Source organism: Neobacillus sp. GCM10023253, assembly GCF_042653105.1.
GTDB classification, from domain to species: Bacteria; Bacillota; Bacilli; order Bacillales; family Cytobacillaceae; genus Neobacillus; species Neobacillus citreus.
In genome coordinates this window covers 1,067,304-1,082,041 of sequence record NZ_JBHSHV010000003.1, presented here as the reverse complement: position 1 = coordinate 1,082,041, position 14,738 = coordinate 1,067,304, and the positions used below count along the sequence as shown (strand labels likewise).

Below are 14,738 nucleotides of genomic sequence, written 5' to 3'. Positions count from 1 at the left end.
TAACACCGAAAAAAGGGTCTGTCAATATTTTTAGACTATTTATATTATTTAGACAATTATTAAAGCGCTTTCATTTCCATTTCAGGACACAGATGTCATTTTTTAAAAGACAGCTTCATTAAAAAGGACAATTACCCTATATTTCCACTAATTATGTTATAATGAAATATAAAAATATTCTGATATTTAGAGGAGAGGTAAAAATGATTATTCCCTACAATGGCAAAACCCCTGCTGTTCATGAATCTGTATTCGTCGCTCCTGGCGCTTATATCGTTGGCGATGTTACCATCGGCAAAGACTCCACCGTTTGGTTTAACGCTGTTCTACGGGCAGATGACGGTCCGATCATTATCGGAGAACGCTGCAGTATCCAGGATAATTCCACCATACATATGTTTGAATCCTGTATCATCGAGGACGATTGCACGATTGGCCATAATGCCATCCTCCACGGCTGTAAAATTGGCAGGAAGACAATCGTCGGTATGGGCTCTACCATATTGGACAATGTCGAGGTTGGCGAGGAATGTATTATTGGAGCCAATACCCTGCTGGCAGGCGGAATAAAGATTCCGCCCCGCTCCCTTGTGTTAGGTTCACCGGGAAAAGTGGTCCGCGAGCTGACCGAGAAGGACTTGCAAATGCTGCAAATGTCCAGTGCCCACTATGTCCAGAAAGGGAAAGAATTTAAGGATATATTAAAATAACATTAATAAGGGCACTTGCTTAAGCAGTGCCCTTCAGATAAAAATATAAGTTTACATAACATTATTATACTAAATATTATTGTAATGATTTAATATCCTTAATGATCTGCTCATAAGGTACATCCGTTGCACCTTCGTACTTCTGAACAACAAACCCCTTTTTGTTTACTAAATAAAACGAAGTGCTGTGCACATATTGATTTGACCCTTCCAGCTTCGCTGCCGGGGCCATAAACGACTTATTAGCAAAGCTTTCAATAAACTCCTGCTTATAGCCCGTGATTAAATCCCAGTTTGCGAAATCAGCCTGCACTCCACTCGCATATTGCTTTAGGACTGCAGGCTGATCCTGCTCTGGATCAATGCTAAAGGAGACGAGCCGGGTGTCCACACCTTCATCCGCCAATTTTCGCTGCAGCTCGGCCATATTGGCAGTCATTGGCGAACAAACCGTGTCACAGTTCGTAAACACAAAATCAGCCACCCAGACCTTACCCTTTAATTTTGATAGGCCAACTTGTTTCCCGTCTTGATTGATTCCTTCAAATCTCTCCACCTTCATGCTAAGCGGAAACTCTACCTTCTCCTTCTTTTCTTTATCCGCCGAACAAGAAGTAAGAAGCAGGACGGAAAATAATACAATTAAAAAACGTTTCATTCTCACAATCCCCTTTTGCTTAAAAAAAGTGCCGAGCATCCACTCAGCACCTTCTTTCATTTTTAGTTAATAAATTCTGTATCAATTAATGATGCAAAATCAGGCTTTTCCTTCAAGAATTTAAGCTCTACGGAAGAGTTAGCAAACTCTTGAATCACATCTTTATTGACATCAGTCGTGAAATGAATATTTTCCCAAGCAGCATCGACGACATCCTTAGCAAGGTCTTGCTTTGTAATCTCTTTAATGCTCTTAATTGTGATATCTTTTGCTTCTTCCGGGTTTTTTTCAATAAACGCAATAGCTTCATCTTGTGCTTTCACAATTTTAGCAATAACATCTTTATCATCTTTAATTTTCTTGCCGCTTGAAACTAAGATTGTGTTTGGCAGAGTTTTACCAAAAGAAATTTTAGAGCTGTCGACGATAATTTTCGCGCCGCCGTCTTTCACTAACTGTGATGCCCATGGCTCTGGAACAGCCGCGATATCCACTTTTCCGGACTCAAACATGCTTGCATACTGGGCAGGGTTACCGGTTACATGCTTCAATGTACCGCCAATCCGAGCCGAAGAGATTCCAAAATCCTGTAAAAATGTTTCCATCTGAACATCATGTGTACAGCCAACGCCTGGAGTAATAAACGTCTTTCCGTTGAAGTCTTCAACAGAATTAATGCCGCTCTTCTTGCTTGCTACAATGGCTGTACCTCCTGAAGAGGCACCTGCAAGGATTTTAACATCTGCGCCGTTTGTAAAGTTATTCATAACTGGGCCAGGTCCAACTAAACCAGCATCAATATCGCCAGTTTTAAGAGCGGTCATAAATGCTCCGCCGTCCGGGAATGTTTTGTATTCCACTGTTACATCTTTACCCAATTCTTTTTCATAATAGCCTTTCGCCTTTGCAACCATAGCCGGAGCATGATCAATGTTTGGAAAATAACCGATGACTACTTTTTTAGCAGCCTTTTCTGAACTGCCAGAACTAGCTTCTTTTGAGCCACAGCCCGCTAGCGCTCCGAATACCAATAATAGAATAATGCTGATGATAGATACCTGCTTTTTCATCTTTTTCTCCCCTTTTAATCTCTAATTGCTAGTTTCTAAACCCCAGCGGCGCATGACATTTTTTTCAACGCGCTGGAAGAAGGTAATATCAACAATCGTTCCAATGACGCCGATGATGATCATAATCGCGATAACAAGGCTCATATTGCCAAAATCGGAGGCAAATTTAAGTGTATAACCAAGCCCCGGACCGCTGCTTAAAAGTTCCCCCGCCATGAGCGCTCGCCAGGCAAATGCCCAGCCAAGTCTGGCACCCGTCACGGCGTATGGGATGGATGCCGGAAAAATAACCTTAAGGAATAAGTCTAATCCCCCTGAACCCATCGTTTGTGCGGCTTTAATATATAGAGGCGAAACGTTTTTAATCCCCATCCGCATATTGATGGTCATTACCAAGGTTGCGCCAAGAATGACGATAAACGTAACGGCTTGTTCGTTTAAGCCGAACCACATGATTGCAATCGGCAGCCAGACGATGCTCGGTACACTTTGCAGGGCCAAAATCAAAGTTCCAAGAGTCTCATCAGCGGTTTTATTTTTTGCTAAAAGAATGCCAAGACCGACACCAATTACGATGGCAAGTGACAATCCAATAGCTAAGCGCCGCAGGCTGGCAAGTATATCGTAGATTAGTGTTTTATCAGAAAAACCTTTGGCAAGTGCTTCGTAAACATCCGTTGGTGCCGGCATTAGCGCTGGTGAAATGTCAAAAATTCTTACTGCCCCCTGCCAGATGATTAAAAGCAGTGCAAAGAATATGGTGCGTTTAATTGTTTGCTGCATATGCGAGTTCCTCTTTCACAACTTTATCAATCTCGGATTGTAGTAATCCCATAATCTTTTCTTCCAATTTGCCCACCATTTGCGGATGGTTTGCGCGCGGCCTTGGGATTTTTACGTGAATATCCTCGAGAACCACTCCTGGACGCGTTCCCATCACAACAATCCGGTCTGATAGCTTAATAGATTCGCTGATGCTATGGGTGACAAATAGGATCGTTTTCCGTGTTTCAAGCCAAATTTTTTCTAGCTCGGTATGCAGTCGCGAACGTGTCTGCTCATCAAGCGCACCAAACGGTTCATCCATTAAAAGGACCTTTGGATTCATTGAAAGCGCACGGGCGATTGCCACGCGCTGCTGCATTCCGCCCGATAGTTCATGCGGTGAATGCTTTGTATAGTTGCTGAGCTGCACCATTTTTAAAAATTGGTGGGCTGTTTCCCTTGCTTCCTTCTTTTTCATCTCTTTGCGGAGCGGGAACATAACATTCTCTTCCACGGTCATCCACGGGAATAGAGCAGGCTGCTGGAACACCATGCCGCGGTCTCGGCCCGGTTTGGTAATAGGCTGGCCATTCAAGAGGACCTCGCCGCTGGAGGGCTTAGTCAACCCGGCCACAATAGATAATAAGGTCGATTTCCCACAACCGGACGGCCCAAGAATCGAAACAAATTCGCCCTCTTTTATTTCCAGATTTATATCTGAAAGAACAGTACTTACCTCATTTTGATTAAGAAACTGCTTATTTACCTCATTAATGTGAAGAAACACTTCGCATCCCCACTTTCCCTATAATTCGCATTAATTTTATCGGATTTATATTGATTAAAATTTATTATAAAGGTTCTGTGGGTAAAGTCAATTATTTTTCTGCAAATTTTGCAAATTAATGATTGTGGGTTGGGTAAAAAAGGTGCAGGCTCCTCTGTATTTGTATATTTGGAAAATTCAAGGGGAAATCTACAGGAAAAAGGAGGATTCGTTGATGCAAAATGTATATCGTTTGGCAGCCAAGTTTATACCCTGCTTGATTATACTTGGGATCATTCTCGGTTTGTTTTTTGATTTTAGTTTTGGAGATGTCCTTTTGATAACGGCTGTACTGGGGATTGTCAGTTATGTAGTAGGAGATTTACTGATTCTTCGTAAAACCACCAACCTCTTGGCAACCGTGGCGGATTTTCTAGTTACCTTTTTGGTGGTGTGGTTAATGGGGCGAATGCTGACAAACGAAAATAATCTAATTTGGGCCTCGTTTATTTCAGCTGCTGCCGTGGCCTTATTTGAATACTTTTACCATGGTTTTCTTACGAATGAGAAAAACAAACAATTTACAAATACCTCGAGGCCTATCCAACAACAACCACATTTCCAAACAGAAGCTGCCGAGGAGTTTACTCCGGTAAAGCCGGACGTCAGGAGTTCGGACGAGAATAAGTAGAAATAACCTAATTCAGAGCATGGTAAACTCTTATAAAAAAAAGTCCTCATGGAACAATTCATGAGGACTTTTACCATTAGATTTACATAATATTTTTATGTGTAACCTTCTTATCTAGTCATATGTTGTTATCCCTCACTCAATTCTGCAGTCTTCGCAGGAATGAGGAAGCTTAGCACAACCGTGACCAAACTTAAAATTAAGGCATAGAGAAAGACATTCTGCATGCCATTTACAATATTTGCAGTATGGTTAATAATCAACCCCATCACGGTAACGCCAATCGATGTACCGATGTTCCGCAAAAACATCTGCAACGAGGTGGATACTCCTTTAATATTGGCTTCGGCGAACTCCTGCGAAGCAATCGTGCCGACTGCAAACAATAAACCAAATGAAAAGCCCTGTACTGTCAAAATTAAAAACAAATTCGTATACGACAAATCTTTAATAAACATAAACAGTGCAAGTCCTGATAACGCAGTAATAAAACTGCCGATAATAAATAACCGTTTATAACCGAATCGGATAATCCATTTTCCAGCAGGTGTACTGCCAAACATCCAGCCGACCGCAATGCTTAATAAAATCAAGCCGCTCTTATAAATACTCATATGCGAGCCCTCTTGAAGAAACAGCGGTATATAATTAGAGGTGCCAAAAAACGATAAACAGTACACTAGCATAAATAGATTCGTCATCAGGATGCCTTTATTTTTAAAAAGGGAAACAGGTAAAAAAGGATGCGCTTCCTTTCTTTCTACCAAAATAAAAATAATCATGCCAATTATGCCCGCTATCACATACCAGATGGCGTTGCCTACATTGGTAGATAATAATAGAAGGCTGACCGAAGCCCCAAATAAAAAGAAACCTTTATAGTCAATATGAGTTTTCTTAAATTCTGTTTGCTCTTTATAAGGAAGCAAACATAATACAGTTGCTATACCAATCGGAATATTAATAAAGAAAATCCATCTCCAAGTCAGAGTCTCGACGAAAAAGGAGCCCATCACTGGCCCGACAATTGAAGAAATGGCCCAAATACTGCTGAAAACCGCTTGGATCTTGCCGCGCTTTTCAATCGTGAACAAATCTCCGACAATAATCATCGAGAGTGGAATCATGCCGCCTGCTCCCAGGCCTTGAATACCTCTATATATAACTAAGGAAACCATTGAGTTCGCCATGCCGCATAAAATGGAACCTAATGTAAAAATTCCAACCGCAATCATCAACAGATTTTTTCGTCCATACATATCCGATAATTTTCCGTACAAAGGTACGGTTACTGTACTTGCCAGCATATAGACAACAAATATCCACGCAAACAACTCCATTCCGCCAAGCTGTTTGACAATAGTAGGACTAGCTGTCTGCATAATATTGGCGTCAAGCGCCGAAATGAGGGTCGTGATGACCAGCCCCCAAAATACATATTTATTTTTCCCCATATAAACCTCCGTGAAAAAGCCAAATATAACTCTTCCTAATTTTTTACATATATATGATTTCAGACTAAACTATTATAGCAAAAGGTTTACTAATTTTTTATTTTTTAAAAAATAAGAATAATCGGCGCCTGAATATGTTGCATTAGAACCGCCCCATACCTCTCAAAAAAAAATCAGTTCTCATGCAAATGATGCACAAGAACCGTCCCCATGTTTCATTTTTTTAATAATGGCTGCGTAATTGTTGGCAGGGTGACTTCTACGGTTGTTCCTTGGTGTACTGCGCTTGTAAATTTGATTTGGCCGCGGTGGCCTTCGACTATTTTGAAACAGGTCATTAGTCCGAGTCCGGTTCCTTTTTCTTTTGTTGTATAGAATGGCTCCCCTAGTGTTCGAATCCGTTCTTCTGGTATGCCGACCCCTTCGTCGGTAATCCGGATGGATATTTTGCCTTCTTCCTTTACCCCTACCGTTACAAAGATATCGCCGCCTAGATGCATGGATTCAATTGAATTCTTCAAGAGATTTAAAAAAACTTGCTTTAACTGATTTTCTTCACCAGATATCATCGGCAGCTCTTCAGCAATTTCAGTATAAATCTGCACATTATTAATGATAGACTGAGTATTTATTAAGGTAATAACATCATGTAACAATAGTTCAATATTCTGTTCCTTGAAAACAGCCGCGGATGGTTTGGCCAGAACCAGGAATTCGCCCACAATGGCATTAATACGCTCCAGCTCTGCTAATACGATATCATAATATTCACCCTGTTCACTGTTTGCTTTGAATAATTGGATAAATCCCTTAATGGACGTAAGCGGGTTGCGGATTTCATGAGCAATTCCCGCCGCCATTTGGCCGAGCAAAGCCAATTTTTCGGATTTTTGCAGAAGTCTTTCTGTTTCCTCTCTTCGGGCTGTGACATCCTTTCCAACCACGAGGATCGCTTCTTTTTTTCCAAAAACAATCGATAAGGGAGTAACTTCAAGAAAAAATTCTGTTCCGTCGGTCCGTTTAATTTTATATTCAATAGTAGCAAGGGGGCATTTTTCTTTCTTAATTAGCTTGATTCGTTCTTCGAGCCGTTCTTTATACTCAGGCGTGATAAATTCAAAAATAGACTTCCCCAGAACTTCTGCCAAACTTTTGGCGCCAACCATACTGAGAGCTGCCCGATTTCCATAAACAATTTTCGTATCCTGATAAATAAAGATAGATTCAGGGAGTGAATCAAGTAATCTCTTATAGCTTTCTTCACTTTCACGTGCTTTTTTTTCAAAAAATCTGGCCTTATCGTATTGCCAGCCAACAAACCAAGCGATCAGGGTAAAAAGGAAAAAGTCAAATGTAAAGAAGGGTTCATGATACATAATCCTTTGGTAGGTAGTAAAAATGAGTGATAGTAGCAGCAAAATGATTTGTCCAGATTTATTCATGTCCATTCCTCTTTGTGTATGTAGGTTACCTGATTTAATTCGACGAAATCACAAATAATCCTTTATCATTCTCCAACTTTTTCATCTCATGGAAAAAAGGTCCAATATAAAAGGCATCTATTTTATGCCCGGGTATAAATTAATTATTCGTTTTCCAACTAGGTCATTAAGAAGAAAAAACCACCTGAAAAAAATCAGGCGGTTCTTCTTAATTACTATCCACCCAGTGCATAAATTCCCCAACAACCCGTAAAAATTCTTCCGGTTCCTCAATATATGGCATATGGGCACTGTTTTCAAATACATGAAATTTCGAGCCAGGTGTTGAACGGCTGTATTGCTCTGTTGTTTCCGGCGTAGCCTCATCGTACCGGCCACACGTATATAGTGCGGGGCAAATGATTTCCTTCAATTGTGAGGTGCAGTCAAATTCTTTTAAATTCCCCAGTACCGTAAATTCGGATGGGCCCCACATAATATTGTAAATTTCGGAGTTTCGGTATTCAGGGTGCGCTTTTAGATGCTCAGGCTTTGGAATCCGGCAGACAAATTCTTTGCTGAACACCTCGATGGCTGCCTGAAACTCTTCCGAATCCGTGGCTCCGTCTTCTTCACAGCGTTTTATGGTATCTTGGACTTCAACCGGCAGCTTTTTCAAATTCCGCTTTTGATCCTGTTCCCATAATGGCGCACTCAGGCATGGGCTTGAAAAAATGACACTTTTTACCCCGCTCGGCTTCGTTAAACAATAGGCTGCCGCTAGTGTGGTTCCCCAGGAATGCCCAAGAATATGTACTTCATCAAGGTTCAAAGCGGCGCGAATTTGTCCCAACTCCTCCACGAATCGATCCAACTGCCAAAGTGAATCATCTTGTGGCCTTTCTGACCTGCCGCAACCTAATTGATCGTATAGAATGACCGGGCGGTCTGCCGCCAACTGCTTCAACCCCTGTAAGGAAAAGCACGATGAACCTGGCCCGCCGTGCAAAATAATTACCGGTGTGTTCCCCGTTCCATGATCATATTTCTCATACCAAACTTTCCCACCGGTTACGTCTATGTATCCTTCTGTCCGCATTAGAATTTCTCCTTTAATATTTATCTTAATTCTATTTAAGACTATTTTACATCATTAATCTACAACAGAATATTAGGGACTTATGAATAATTTTAATTTTACTTCCCACTCTATATGATGTCAGGGAGGTGAAAAACATAATGGGACAATCGCCTAGTAACAAACAGCAAAAAGGAAAATCACTGACGAACGGACAGAATTCCGGAACCCAATACCATGAGGAACATGCCGGAAATATAGAAGGGTACGGCCAGCCTCACCCCATTACTAATAGCATCGATACTAAAACGAATAACACAAAAGCATAAGAGCTGGCCAAGAGTGAATTTTTCGTTCACTCTTTTTTTAAGACATTACTATAGGAGGATAGCTGAATTATTTCCAAACTCTTCGAAGACGCATGCCCTCTTGCAAATAGCCCCACACAGATACCGGGGACATAATCATCTGATAGCACAATACGTACAAGAAGAATCCCTTACGATTTTTTCTAATGCCAAGGTTAAGTTCCTGAAAAACACCCTTTTGGTATCGATAAAGGACGTAATTTGTCAGTAAAGCTAAAGGTAGGACGAAAAGTGTCTGCGGGCCGGCAATCCAGTAGAATCCAAAGAAACTCAAGAATAACCCGGGGATCCAAACGAACGTATAAACAAAATCCAAATATGGCATCACAAGGTTCGAACCGGTTAAATACCTTGTAAATATCCTCGGCTGCTGCCATGGCTTGACCCGTTTGAGCGCCTCAATCATCCCTCGTGCCCAGCGGCTCCGCTGCCGAACGAAATGGCGAAAGTTCGTAGGTACATCCGTAAAAGCAATGGCCGTCGGTTCAAAATATACCTTATAATTTTTCTCTAAAAATGACCATGTAAGAACTATATCTTCTCCAATGGCATCAGGCCAGCCCCCCGCTTCCTTGACAACTTCTGTTTGGTAAAGGCTGTAGGCCCCTTGAGCAACGAGCGTTCCCTGATATAAGCCCTGCAGCCTTTTAATAGAAGCAATTCCTAAAAAGTAATCCCATTCCTGAATCCGGGCCAGCCAGTTTTCACGGCTGTTGCGGACAAGAACGGCTCCTGCCACCGCACAAACCTCCTGTGGTGCGGATTCCATCCGGGCTACCAGGCGCCTTACTGCTTGGGTATGAAGTAAGGTATCAGCGTCCAATGTAATCAAATATTTGGTCTCGACATTTCGGAGCGCTTGGTTTAACGCAAAATTCTTCCCAGGTTTTTTTTCAAAAAGAACTTTTATATTAAGACCCAGCTCATCACCTAATTGATTTGCCACCAGTGCTGTACGGTCTGTCGAATTGTTATCAATGACGATAATCCGGATTTCTCCTGCATAGTCCTGTTTTGCTATTTGCTGTAAGGTACTAACTATCCCTTTTTCCTCATTCCAACACGCAATTAAAATACTCACTGGTTCGGCCGGATGCAACGTATTAAATCCCGGCTGCTTGTCAAACAAAAGACTTACGACCATAAAGGCATTTAGGTATCCTGGTATATAGGCAATTCCAGTAATCAAAAGAAGCGCTACCGGGATAGTCACATAATCCCCCAGTTCCTTCACCCAAGGGATCGAAATAATAATAGACATAATCATCCAAACAAAAGCAAATCCATGGCTGATCCAAAACTTCCACAATACAGAAAGATATAATCTCCTTTGAATACGTAACGGTATATCTCTTGATGATTCTCTAAGTGAAATAGTCAAATCCGAAGTCAAACCCTCGTTTCTGTTTGAGTTATGTGAGACTATTTTATATGGAAGGCCTCATGGATACCATAGTTGTTCTGAAATTACCAATAAGATTAAAATTGAGGGAGGAATTTCCCGCAATCGGATTATAATCCCTTTTCGCAAACCTCACACTATAATTGACTGATTCGCAAAAATAACCTGATAATACAAAAAGAGATTGGGCTTTACTCCAACCTCTTTCTAGTTTTGCTATTAAAATCTGGAGGTAAGTTTTAACCTGATTTTCTGGCAATAACCTTCCCCTTCAATGAACCACTTAACACACCTGCATTCCAATACACCATCCCCATGGCAGTTAAAAGAAGGACACCGGTTACCAGGAACACACTTTGAACCGGTAATATTCCGCCTAAGAAGCCGCCAATCATCGGGCCTGTCATGCCGCCAATCTGATTGGCGGTTTGGTTTAATCCAAAGGCGCGGCCTCGGAATTCATCTGGCGTGGATTTTACGACCAAACCGTTTAACGCTGGATAAACCGCGCAGAAGAAGACGCCAAACATGAAGCGGATGATAGAAAATCCCCATATTTGCGAGACCAGTATCTGGGCTAACATGCCGATGCCGCCGCCCATCAAGCCTATGAATAACACCCGCTGAAAACCTACTTTATCGGCCCATTTTCCCCAATACGGGGCAAATAAAGCACTAGCGATGCCTGGCAGTGAAAACACGATACCGGCAATTAATGAAGCGTTATCGGATGACCCACCCAACTTTACAACATATAAAGGAAGCACTGGTTCGATCGTCATGATGGAACAACTTGTTACAACTGTTAAAATGAGCACAAGAAATAACGGCCGGTTGGTCATCGCTGTCTTAAAATCATTTCTAACAGAGCCCCCGCGCTCTTTGTTAGGCTTGAAATTTTCTTCTTTTACCCAAAAAATGATCAGCAGCGTGGCGAGGAATACAAATACTCCACCACTGGCAAAGGCAAGCCGGTTACCGACAAGATGTGCAATCCCCCCGCCTAATAGTGGACCAAGGATGCCCCCTGATGCCGATGCTGAGGAGATCATGGACAAGGCATACCCAACTTTTTCATTCGGAGTATTGGTTCCAATCAAAGCAATTGCACCTGGTATAAACCCACTGAGTAACCCCTGTAAAATCCTTAATGCTAAGATTTGGTATGGATTGGTGACAAATGCCATTAACGTATAAATAACAAAAAGGGCAATTCCAGCCCTTATAATCATTGGTTTTCTTCCATATTTATCGGCCACACGCCCCCAAAACGGTGAAGCGAAAGCACCAGCAAAGAAAGCAGCACTAAAGAGCACACCTGACCACATTTCAGCGTGATCATGCACCCCTAATTGCAACAGAAATATCGGTAAAAAAGGAATTACCATGGAAAAACTGGCTGATGTAAAGAACACGCCAACCCAAAGCACCCATAAATTTCGTTTCCACATTAGCACGTTTTCCATCTCCTAAATTGTACTTTTTTCCAAAAATTTAAATTTAATACTGTCATAATATCATAAACTAAAATTATTTTCACTCCCGAAATATCCGGTTTTTGAAATATAAATATCCCAAGTATTTTTACTTGGGATACTTTTATCGCTATTGTAACGGAAGAATGACCTCAATAATGGTGCCCTTCTTGTCACTCCAAAAATGGACGGTGCCGTGATGGTTTTCAATGATTTGTTTTGAAATCATAATTCCGAGCCCTGTGCCATTTTCTTTGGTCGTAAAGAATGGTTCGCCAATTCGCTTCAAAATGTGCGGCGGAATGCCGTCACCCGTATCCTTAAAGAAAATCTTCACCTTGTTCTCACCGATTGCTTTCATTTCAATAATGCAGCTGCCACCATTTGGCATTGCTTCAATAGCATTTTTTAAAAAGTTGATAAAGACCTGCTTTAACTGATTTATATCGCCATTGATTGTGATTGGTCCAACAGTATTACCCACTTCAATTTCCACATTATTCATAATTGCTTGGGTATCGATCAATGTTTTAATATCTTCAATCAAGGCTGGCAAATAGACGGATTCGAACTTAACATCCTGCGGTTTGGCTAGAACTAGCAATTCACTGAGGATTAGTTCAATGCGATCTATTTCCGATTCAATTATTCCAAAATAGGTTTGATCTTCCATTTTCCTTTCCATTAACTGCAAAAACCCTTTAATGGCTGTCAGTGGATTTCGGACCTCGTGGGCAATGCCTGCAGCCAATTGCCCGGCAATGGTTAACTTTTCAGAGTTTAGCAAAAGCTCCTGCGTCTTTTTACGTTCAGTAATATCCCGAATAATCACATGTTGGGCATAATGATTATTGAAAAATGTAGGAATTCCTTTTATTTCAGCATCAAATACTGACCCATCCCCGCGGATTACTTTGTAATCCCGAAAATCGACCGTTTCACCATTAGAAACGGTTTGAATCCGCTCCTTCATCTCTTGATGGTAATCAGGGTGAATAAAATAGAGAAGGTTTTTCGAAAGAACCTCTTCTGCATTGTTAACACCAAGTAAATCAATACCTGTCTCATTTACAAAAATGATCTCCTTATCCAGGACAATGAGAACAGCATCCGGAGAATGTTCCACTAATTCGCGGAAAGCCTTCTTACGACTCCACAACTCTTCTTCCGCTTTAATTCGTTCAGTAATGTCCCTGATAACTGAGACAACCTCTACTATCGTTTGTGTGTCCGGATCAATAATCGGTTTACTGAGTGCTTCCACCCATACCAACGTTCCATCTTTTCTACGAATCCGGTATTTCCCACGAATGCTTTCTGCACCTAAATAGGATAATTTTCGATCGGCATTAGCCTTTTCCCAATCTTCCTCGTGAACAATGAATGAAAGAGTGGTTCCAATCAATTCCTCGGCCTTATAACCGGATATCGTTTCGCAGGATGGAGAGATATAAATGATTTTCCCTAATAAATTTGTACAGACGATTGTATCAAGAACATTTTCCGTCAATAAGCGGTGAAACTCTTCAATTTTCCGAACTTCCGTCTTTTTTTGTTTTAATAGAGTAATATCTTTTAAGATAGTAATTACTCCGGTAAATTGGTTTTCTACACCGATAGGAACATTAGTAATATTGACTTCGAGGATTGCGCCTCTTTTGTTTTTCATTTGACAATCGAAGTTTTCCAGTTGACCTAAAGATGCTTTATGAAAATAATGAAAAACGTTGTCTAAACTATCGAGCGTGAAAAAGGTCTGAAGTTTCATTGTTAACACTTCATCAGTTGAATATCCCGCCATTTTCTCAAATGCTGAGTTCACTCTAATCAAATTCCCGGCCGAATCCATTAATATAATGGCGTCTTGGCTCCGGTCAAAGAGCGTTTCATAGTCTGGAAACCGTTCCTTCATATATTTTTTTAAAAGCTGGTTCTTTTGATTCTTAATATTTTCAACAGGACTGTTCATCTTTCTCTATCAGTTCCTTTCCTACTTTTTACCTATACAAAAAAGCCAAGATAGGTTAATGTCCCATCTTGGCTTGTGTCTAGCTCAATCAAAATTGTCTAACTCACTTCCGCCCTATGTTGTTGGAGATAAAATCAATACGATGGCACTTTTATCTAACTGAAAATCCCAATCCACAAAAATGTCAGTTACTTTCGTTTGAAGAATGCCTTCGAAATTACCTTTATTATGTAATAATCTTTTTTCAAGATTTCGTTTTGCATGCTTTAATATTTCTGAATGGCCTGTCCGGATTAACTCCTTCTCAATCGGAACAAGTATTCCCTTCCGAATCACTACCAATGTTCTATTGTTTAAGAGGTAGGAATCAATCTCCTCTGGTTCTTTTTCAGCCTGAATGCTCAAGACCCTAACTTCTTCATGAATGGAGTTTTTACCATTGTACTCCATATTATTTTCATCTTTAGTTGGATCAGAATCTATACAAACAAACATCCCGCTTTTATTATGCAAACCCCAGTCATAATAAAACTCTTTAATATCCAATCCGGTTAAGATTTTCATATATGCCTTAAATTCCGAAATAAGTGTTTCCATTAAGATATCCCTTGTACTTTGGAACAACTGTTTTTGTTTTTGTTCCAATAAAACGTTCTCAGTCGGTGAGATGAAGTTTCGCAAATAAACCGTTACAAAAGCCTGATTGACCGAAACATAAACGGATTCGGGTCCCTTTCCAAAGGCTTCACGCAGTGCTCTGCCAATATAGCTTGAAAGTTCCATTTGAAGCTGTTTGCTTTGCAATAAAACCATCCTCTTAATTGAGATAAAAGCATTTTTTCTTTTATCCCAAATTTATTGTATATTTTTTTGCTAAAATTTTCAATGATTTTCTACTATTTGCCATTGAC

Annotated in this window: 14 protein-coding genes; 3 read left to right on the top strand and 11 right to left on the bottom strand. The window is 40.7% G+C overall.

What is annotated here, in order from left to right:
- The first annotated feature begins 203 nt into the window (after positions 1-203).
- A complete protein-coding gene (locus tag ACFPA1_RS05560; RefSeq protein WP_378581683.1) occupies positions 204-710 on the top strand; it encodes a gamma carbonic anhydrase family protein in 507 nt (168 codons plus the stop codon).
- 76 nt (positions 711-786) lie between these two features.
- On the opposite strand, the gene ACFPA1_RS05555 is transcribed toward ACFPA1_RS05560, so the two are convergent.
- From ACFPA1_RS05555 to ACFPA1_RS05540, 4 genes are all read right to left on the bottom strand, one after another.
- Positions 787-1,368 (bottom strand): SCO family protein, encoded by a 582-nt coding sequence (locus ACFPA1_RS05555; protein WP_213140162.1) that lies wholly within the window; start codon positions 1,366-1,368, stop codon positions 787-789.
- Between the two features lie 62 nt (positions 1,369-1,430).
- Entirely contained in the window at positions 1,431-2,438 is a 1,008-nt protein-coding gene (locus ACFPA1_RS05550; RefSeq protein ID WP_213140163.1) for an ABC transporter substrate-binding protein, read from the bottom strand.
- 21 nt (positions 2,439-2,459) lie between these two features.
- Positions 2,460-3,221 carry an ABC transporter permease gene (locus ACFPA1_RS05545; protein ID WP_213140164.1) on the bottom strand — a complete coding sequence of 254 codons (762 nt, stop codon included), beginning with the start codon at positions 3,219-3,221 and terminating at the stop codon, positions 2,460-2,462.
- The gene (locus tag ACFPA1_RS05540; protein ID WP_378581682.1) at positions 3,205-3,990 is read right to left on the bottom strand and encodes an ABC transporter ATP-binding protein; all 786 of its coding nucleotides are present in this window, start codon (positions 3,988-3,990) and stop codon (positions 3,205-3,207) included. Before ACFPA1_RS05540 ends, ACFPA1_RS05545 begins: the two co-directional genes overlap by 17 nt.
- A 214-nt stretch (positions 3,991-4,204) precedes the next feature.
- On the opposite strand from ACFPA1_RS05540, the gene ACFPA1_RS05535 reads away from it, so the two are divergent.
- Positions 4,205-4,660, top strand: a complete 456-nt coding sequence (locus tag ACFPA1_RS05535) for a YndM family protein (protein ID WP_213140166.1) — start codon at positions 4,205-4,207, stop codon at positions 4,658-4,660.
- Positions 4,661-4,788: 128 nt separating this feature from the next.
- Here ACFPA1_RS05535 and ACFPA1_RS05530 read toward each other — a convergent pair whose 3' ends face one another.
- From ACFPA1_RS05530 to ACFPA1_RS05520, 3 genes are all read right to left on the bottom strand, one after another.
- On the bottom strand, positions 4,789-6,114 hold the full coding sequence (locus tag ACFPA1_RS05530; protein ID WP_378581681.1) for an MDR family MFS transporter: 1,326 nt from the start codon (positions 6,112-6,114) through the stop codon (positions 4,789-4,791).
- A 215-nt stretch (positions 6,115-6,329) separates the two neighbouring features.
- A complete protein-coding gene (locus ACFPA1_RS05525) occupies positions 6,330-7,556 on the bottom strand; it encodes an ATP-binding protein (RefSeq protein ID WP_378581680.1) in 1,227 nt (408 codons plus the stop codon).
- A 208-nt stretch (positions 7,557-7,764) separates the two neighbouring features.
- Positions 7,765-8,634: a proline iminopeptidase-family hydrolase gene (locus tag ACFPA1_RS05520; RefSeq protein ID WP_378581679.1), complete on the bottom strand. Its 870-nt coding sequence runs from the start codon at positions 8,632-8,634 to the stop codon at positions 7,765-7,767.
- Between the two features lie 140 nt (positions 8,635-8,774).
- Between ACFPA1_RS05520 and ACFPA1_RS05515 the strand changes: the two genes are divergently transcribed.
- A complete protein-coding gene (locus ACFPA1_RS05515; RefSeq protein WP_378581678.1) occupies positions 8,775-8,942 on the top strand; it encodes a hypothetical protein in 168 nt (55 codons plus the stop codon).
- A gap of 67 nt (positions 8,943-9,009) precedes the next feature.
- Here ACFPA1_RS05515 and ACFPA1_RS05510 read toward each other — a convergent pair whose 3' ends face one another.
- From ACFPA1_RS05510 to ACFPA1_RS05495, 4 genes are all read right to left on the bottom strand, one after another.
- Entirely contained in the window at positions 9,010-10,242 is a 1,233-nt protein-coding gene (locus ACFPA1_RS05510) for a glycosyltransferase family 2 protein (RefSeq protein ID WP_378581677.1), read from the bottom strand.
- A gap of 380 nt (positions 10,243-10,622) precedes the next feature.
- Positions 10,623-11,840, bottom strand: coding sequence for an MFS transporter (locus tag ACFPA1_RS05505; protein ID WP_378581676.1), 1,218 nt, complete (start codon positions 11,838-11,840; stop codon positions 10,623-10,625).
- 148 nt (positions 11,841-11,988) lie between these two features.
- The gene (locus ACFPA1_RS05500; protein ID WP_213140172.1) at positions 11,989-13,827 is read right to left on the bottom strand and encodes a PAS domain S-box protein; all 1,839 of its coding nucleotides are present in this window, start codon (positions 13,825-13,827) and stop codon (positions 11,989-11,991) included.
- 114 nt (positions 13,828-13,941) lie between these two features.
- Positions 13,942-14,640, bottom strand: coding sequence for a Na-translocating system protein MpsC family protein (locus ACFPA1_RS05495; RefSeq protein ID WP_378581675.1), 699 nt, complete (start codon positions 14,638-14,640; stop codon positions 13,942-13,944).
- Between the last annotated feature and the right edge of the window lie 98 nt (positions 14,641-14,738).

Bases quoted from the DNA above. Each gene is read 5' to 3' on its own strand.
- ACFPA1_RS05545 (WP_213140164.1), bottom strand. From the start codon at position 3,221: ATGCAGCAAACAATTAAACGCACCATATTCTTTGCACTGCTTTTAATC.
- ACFPA1_RS05515 (WP_378581678.1), top strand. From the start codon at position 8,775: ATGGGACAATCGCCTAGTAACAAACAGCAAAAAGGAAAATCACTGACG.
- ACFPA1_RS05535 (WP_213140166.1), top strand. From the start codon at position 4,205: ATGCAAAATGTATATCGTTTGGCAGCCAAGTTTATACCCTGCTTGATT.
- ACFPA1_RS05560 (WP_378581683.1), top strand. From the start codon at position 204: ATGATTATTCCCTACAATGGCAAAACCCCTGCTGTTCATGAATCTGTA.
- ACFPA1_RS05550 (WP_213140163.1), bottom strand. From the start codon at position 2,438: ATGAAAAAGCAGGTATCTATCATCAGCATTATTCTATTATTGGTATTC.
- ACFPA1_RS05530 (WP_378581681.1), bottom strand. From the start codon at position 6,114: ATGGGGAAAAATAAATATGTATTTTGGGGGCTGGTCATCACGACCCTC.
- ACFPA1_RS05495 (WP_378581675.1), bottom strand. From the start codon at position 14,640: ATGGTTTTATTGCAAAGCAAACAGCTTCAAATGGAACTTTCAAGCTAT.
- ACFPA1_RS05525 (WP_378581680.1), bottom strand. From the start codon at position 7,556: ATGAATAAATCTGGACAAATCATTTTGCTGCTACTATCACTCATTTTT.
- ACFPA1_RS05555 (WP_213140162.1), bottom strand. From the start codon at position 1,368: ATGAAACGTTTTTTAATTGTATTATTTTCCGTCCTGCTTCTTACTTCT.
- ACFPA1_RS05500 (WP_213140172.1), bottom strand. From the start codon at position 13,827: ATGAACAGTCCTGTTGAAAATATTAAGAATCAAAAGAACCAGCTTTTA.
- ACFPA1_RS05510 (WP_378581677.1), bottom strand. From the start codon at position 10,242: ATGTCTATTATTATTTCGATCCCTTGGGTGAAGGAACTGGGGGATTAT.
- ACFPA1_RS05520 (WP_378581679.1), bottom strand. From the start codon at position 8,634: ATGCGGACAGAAGGATACATAGACGTAACCGGTGGGAAAGTTTGGTAT.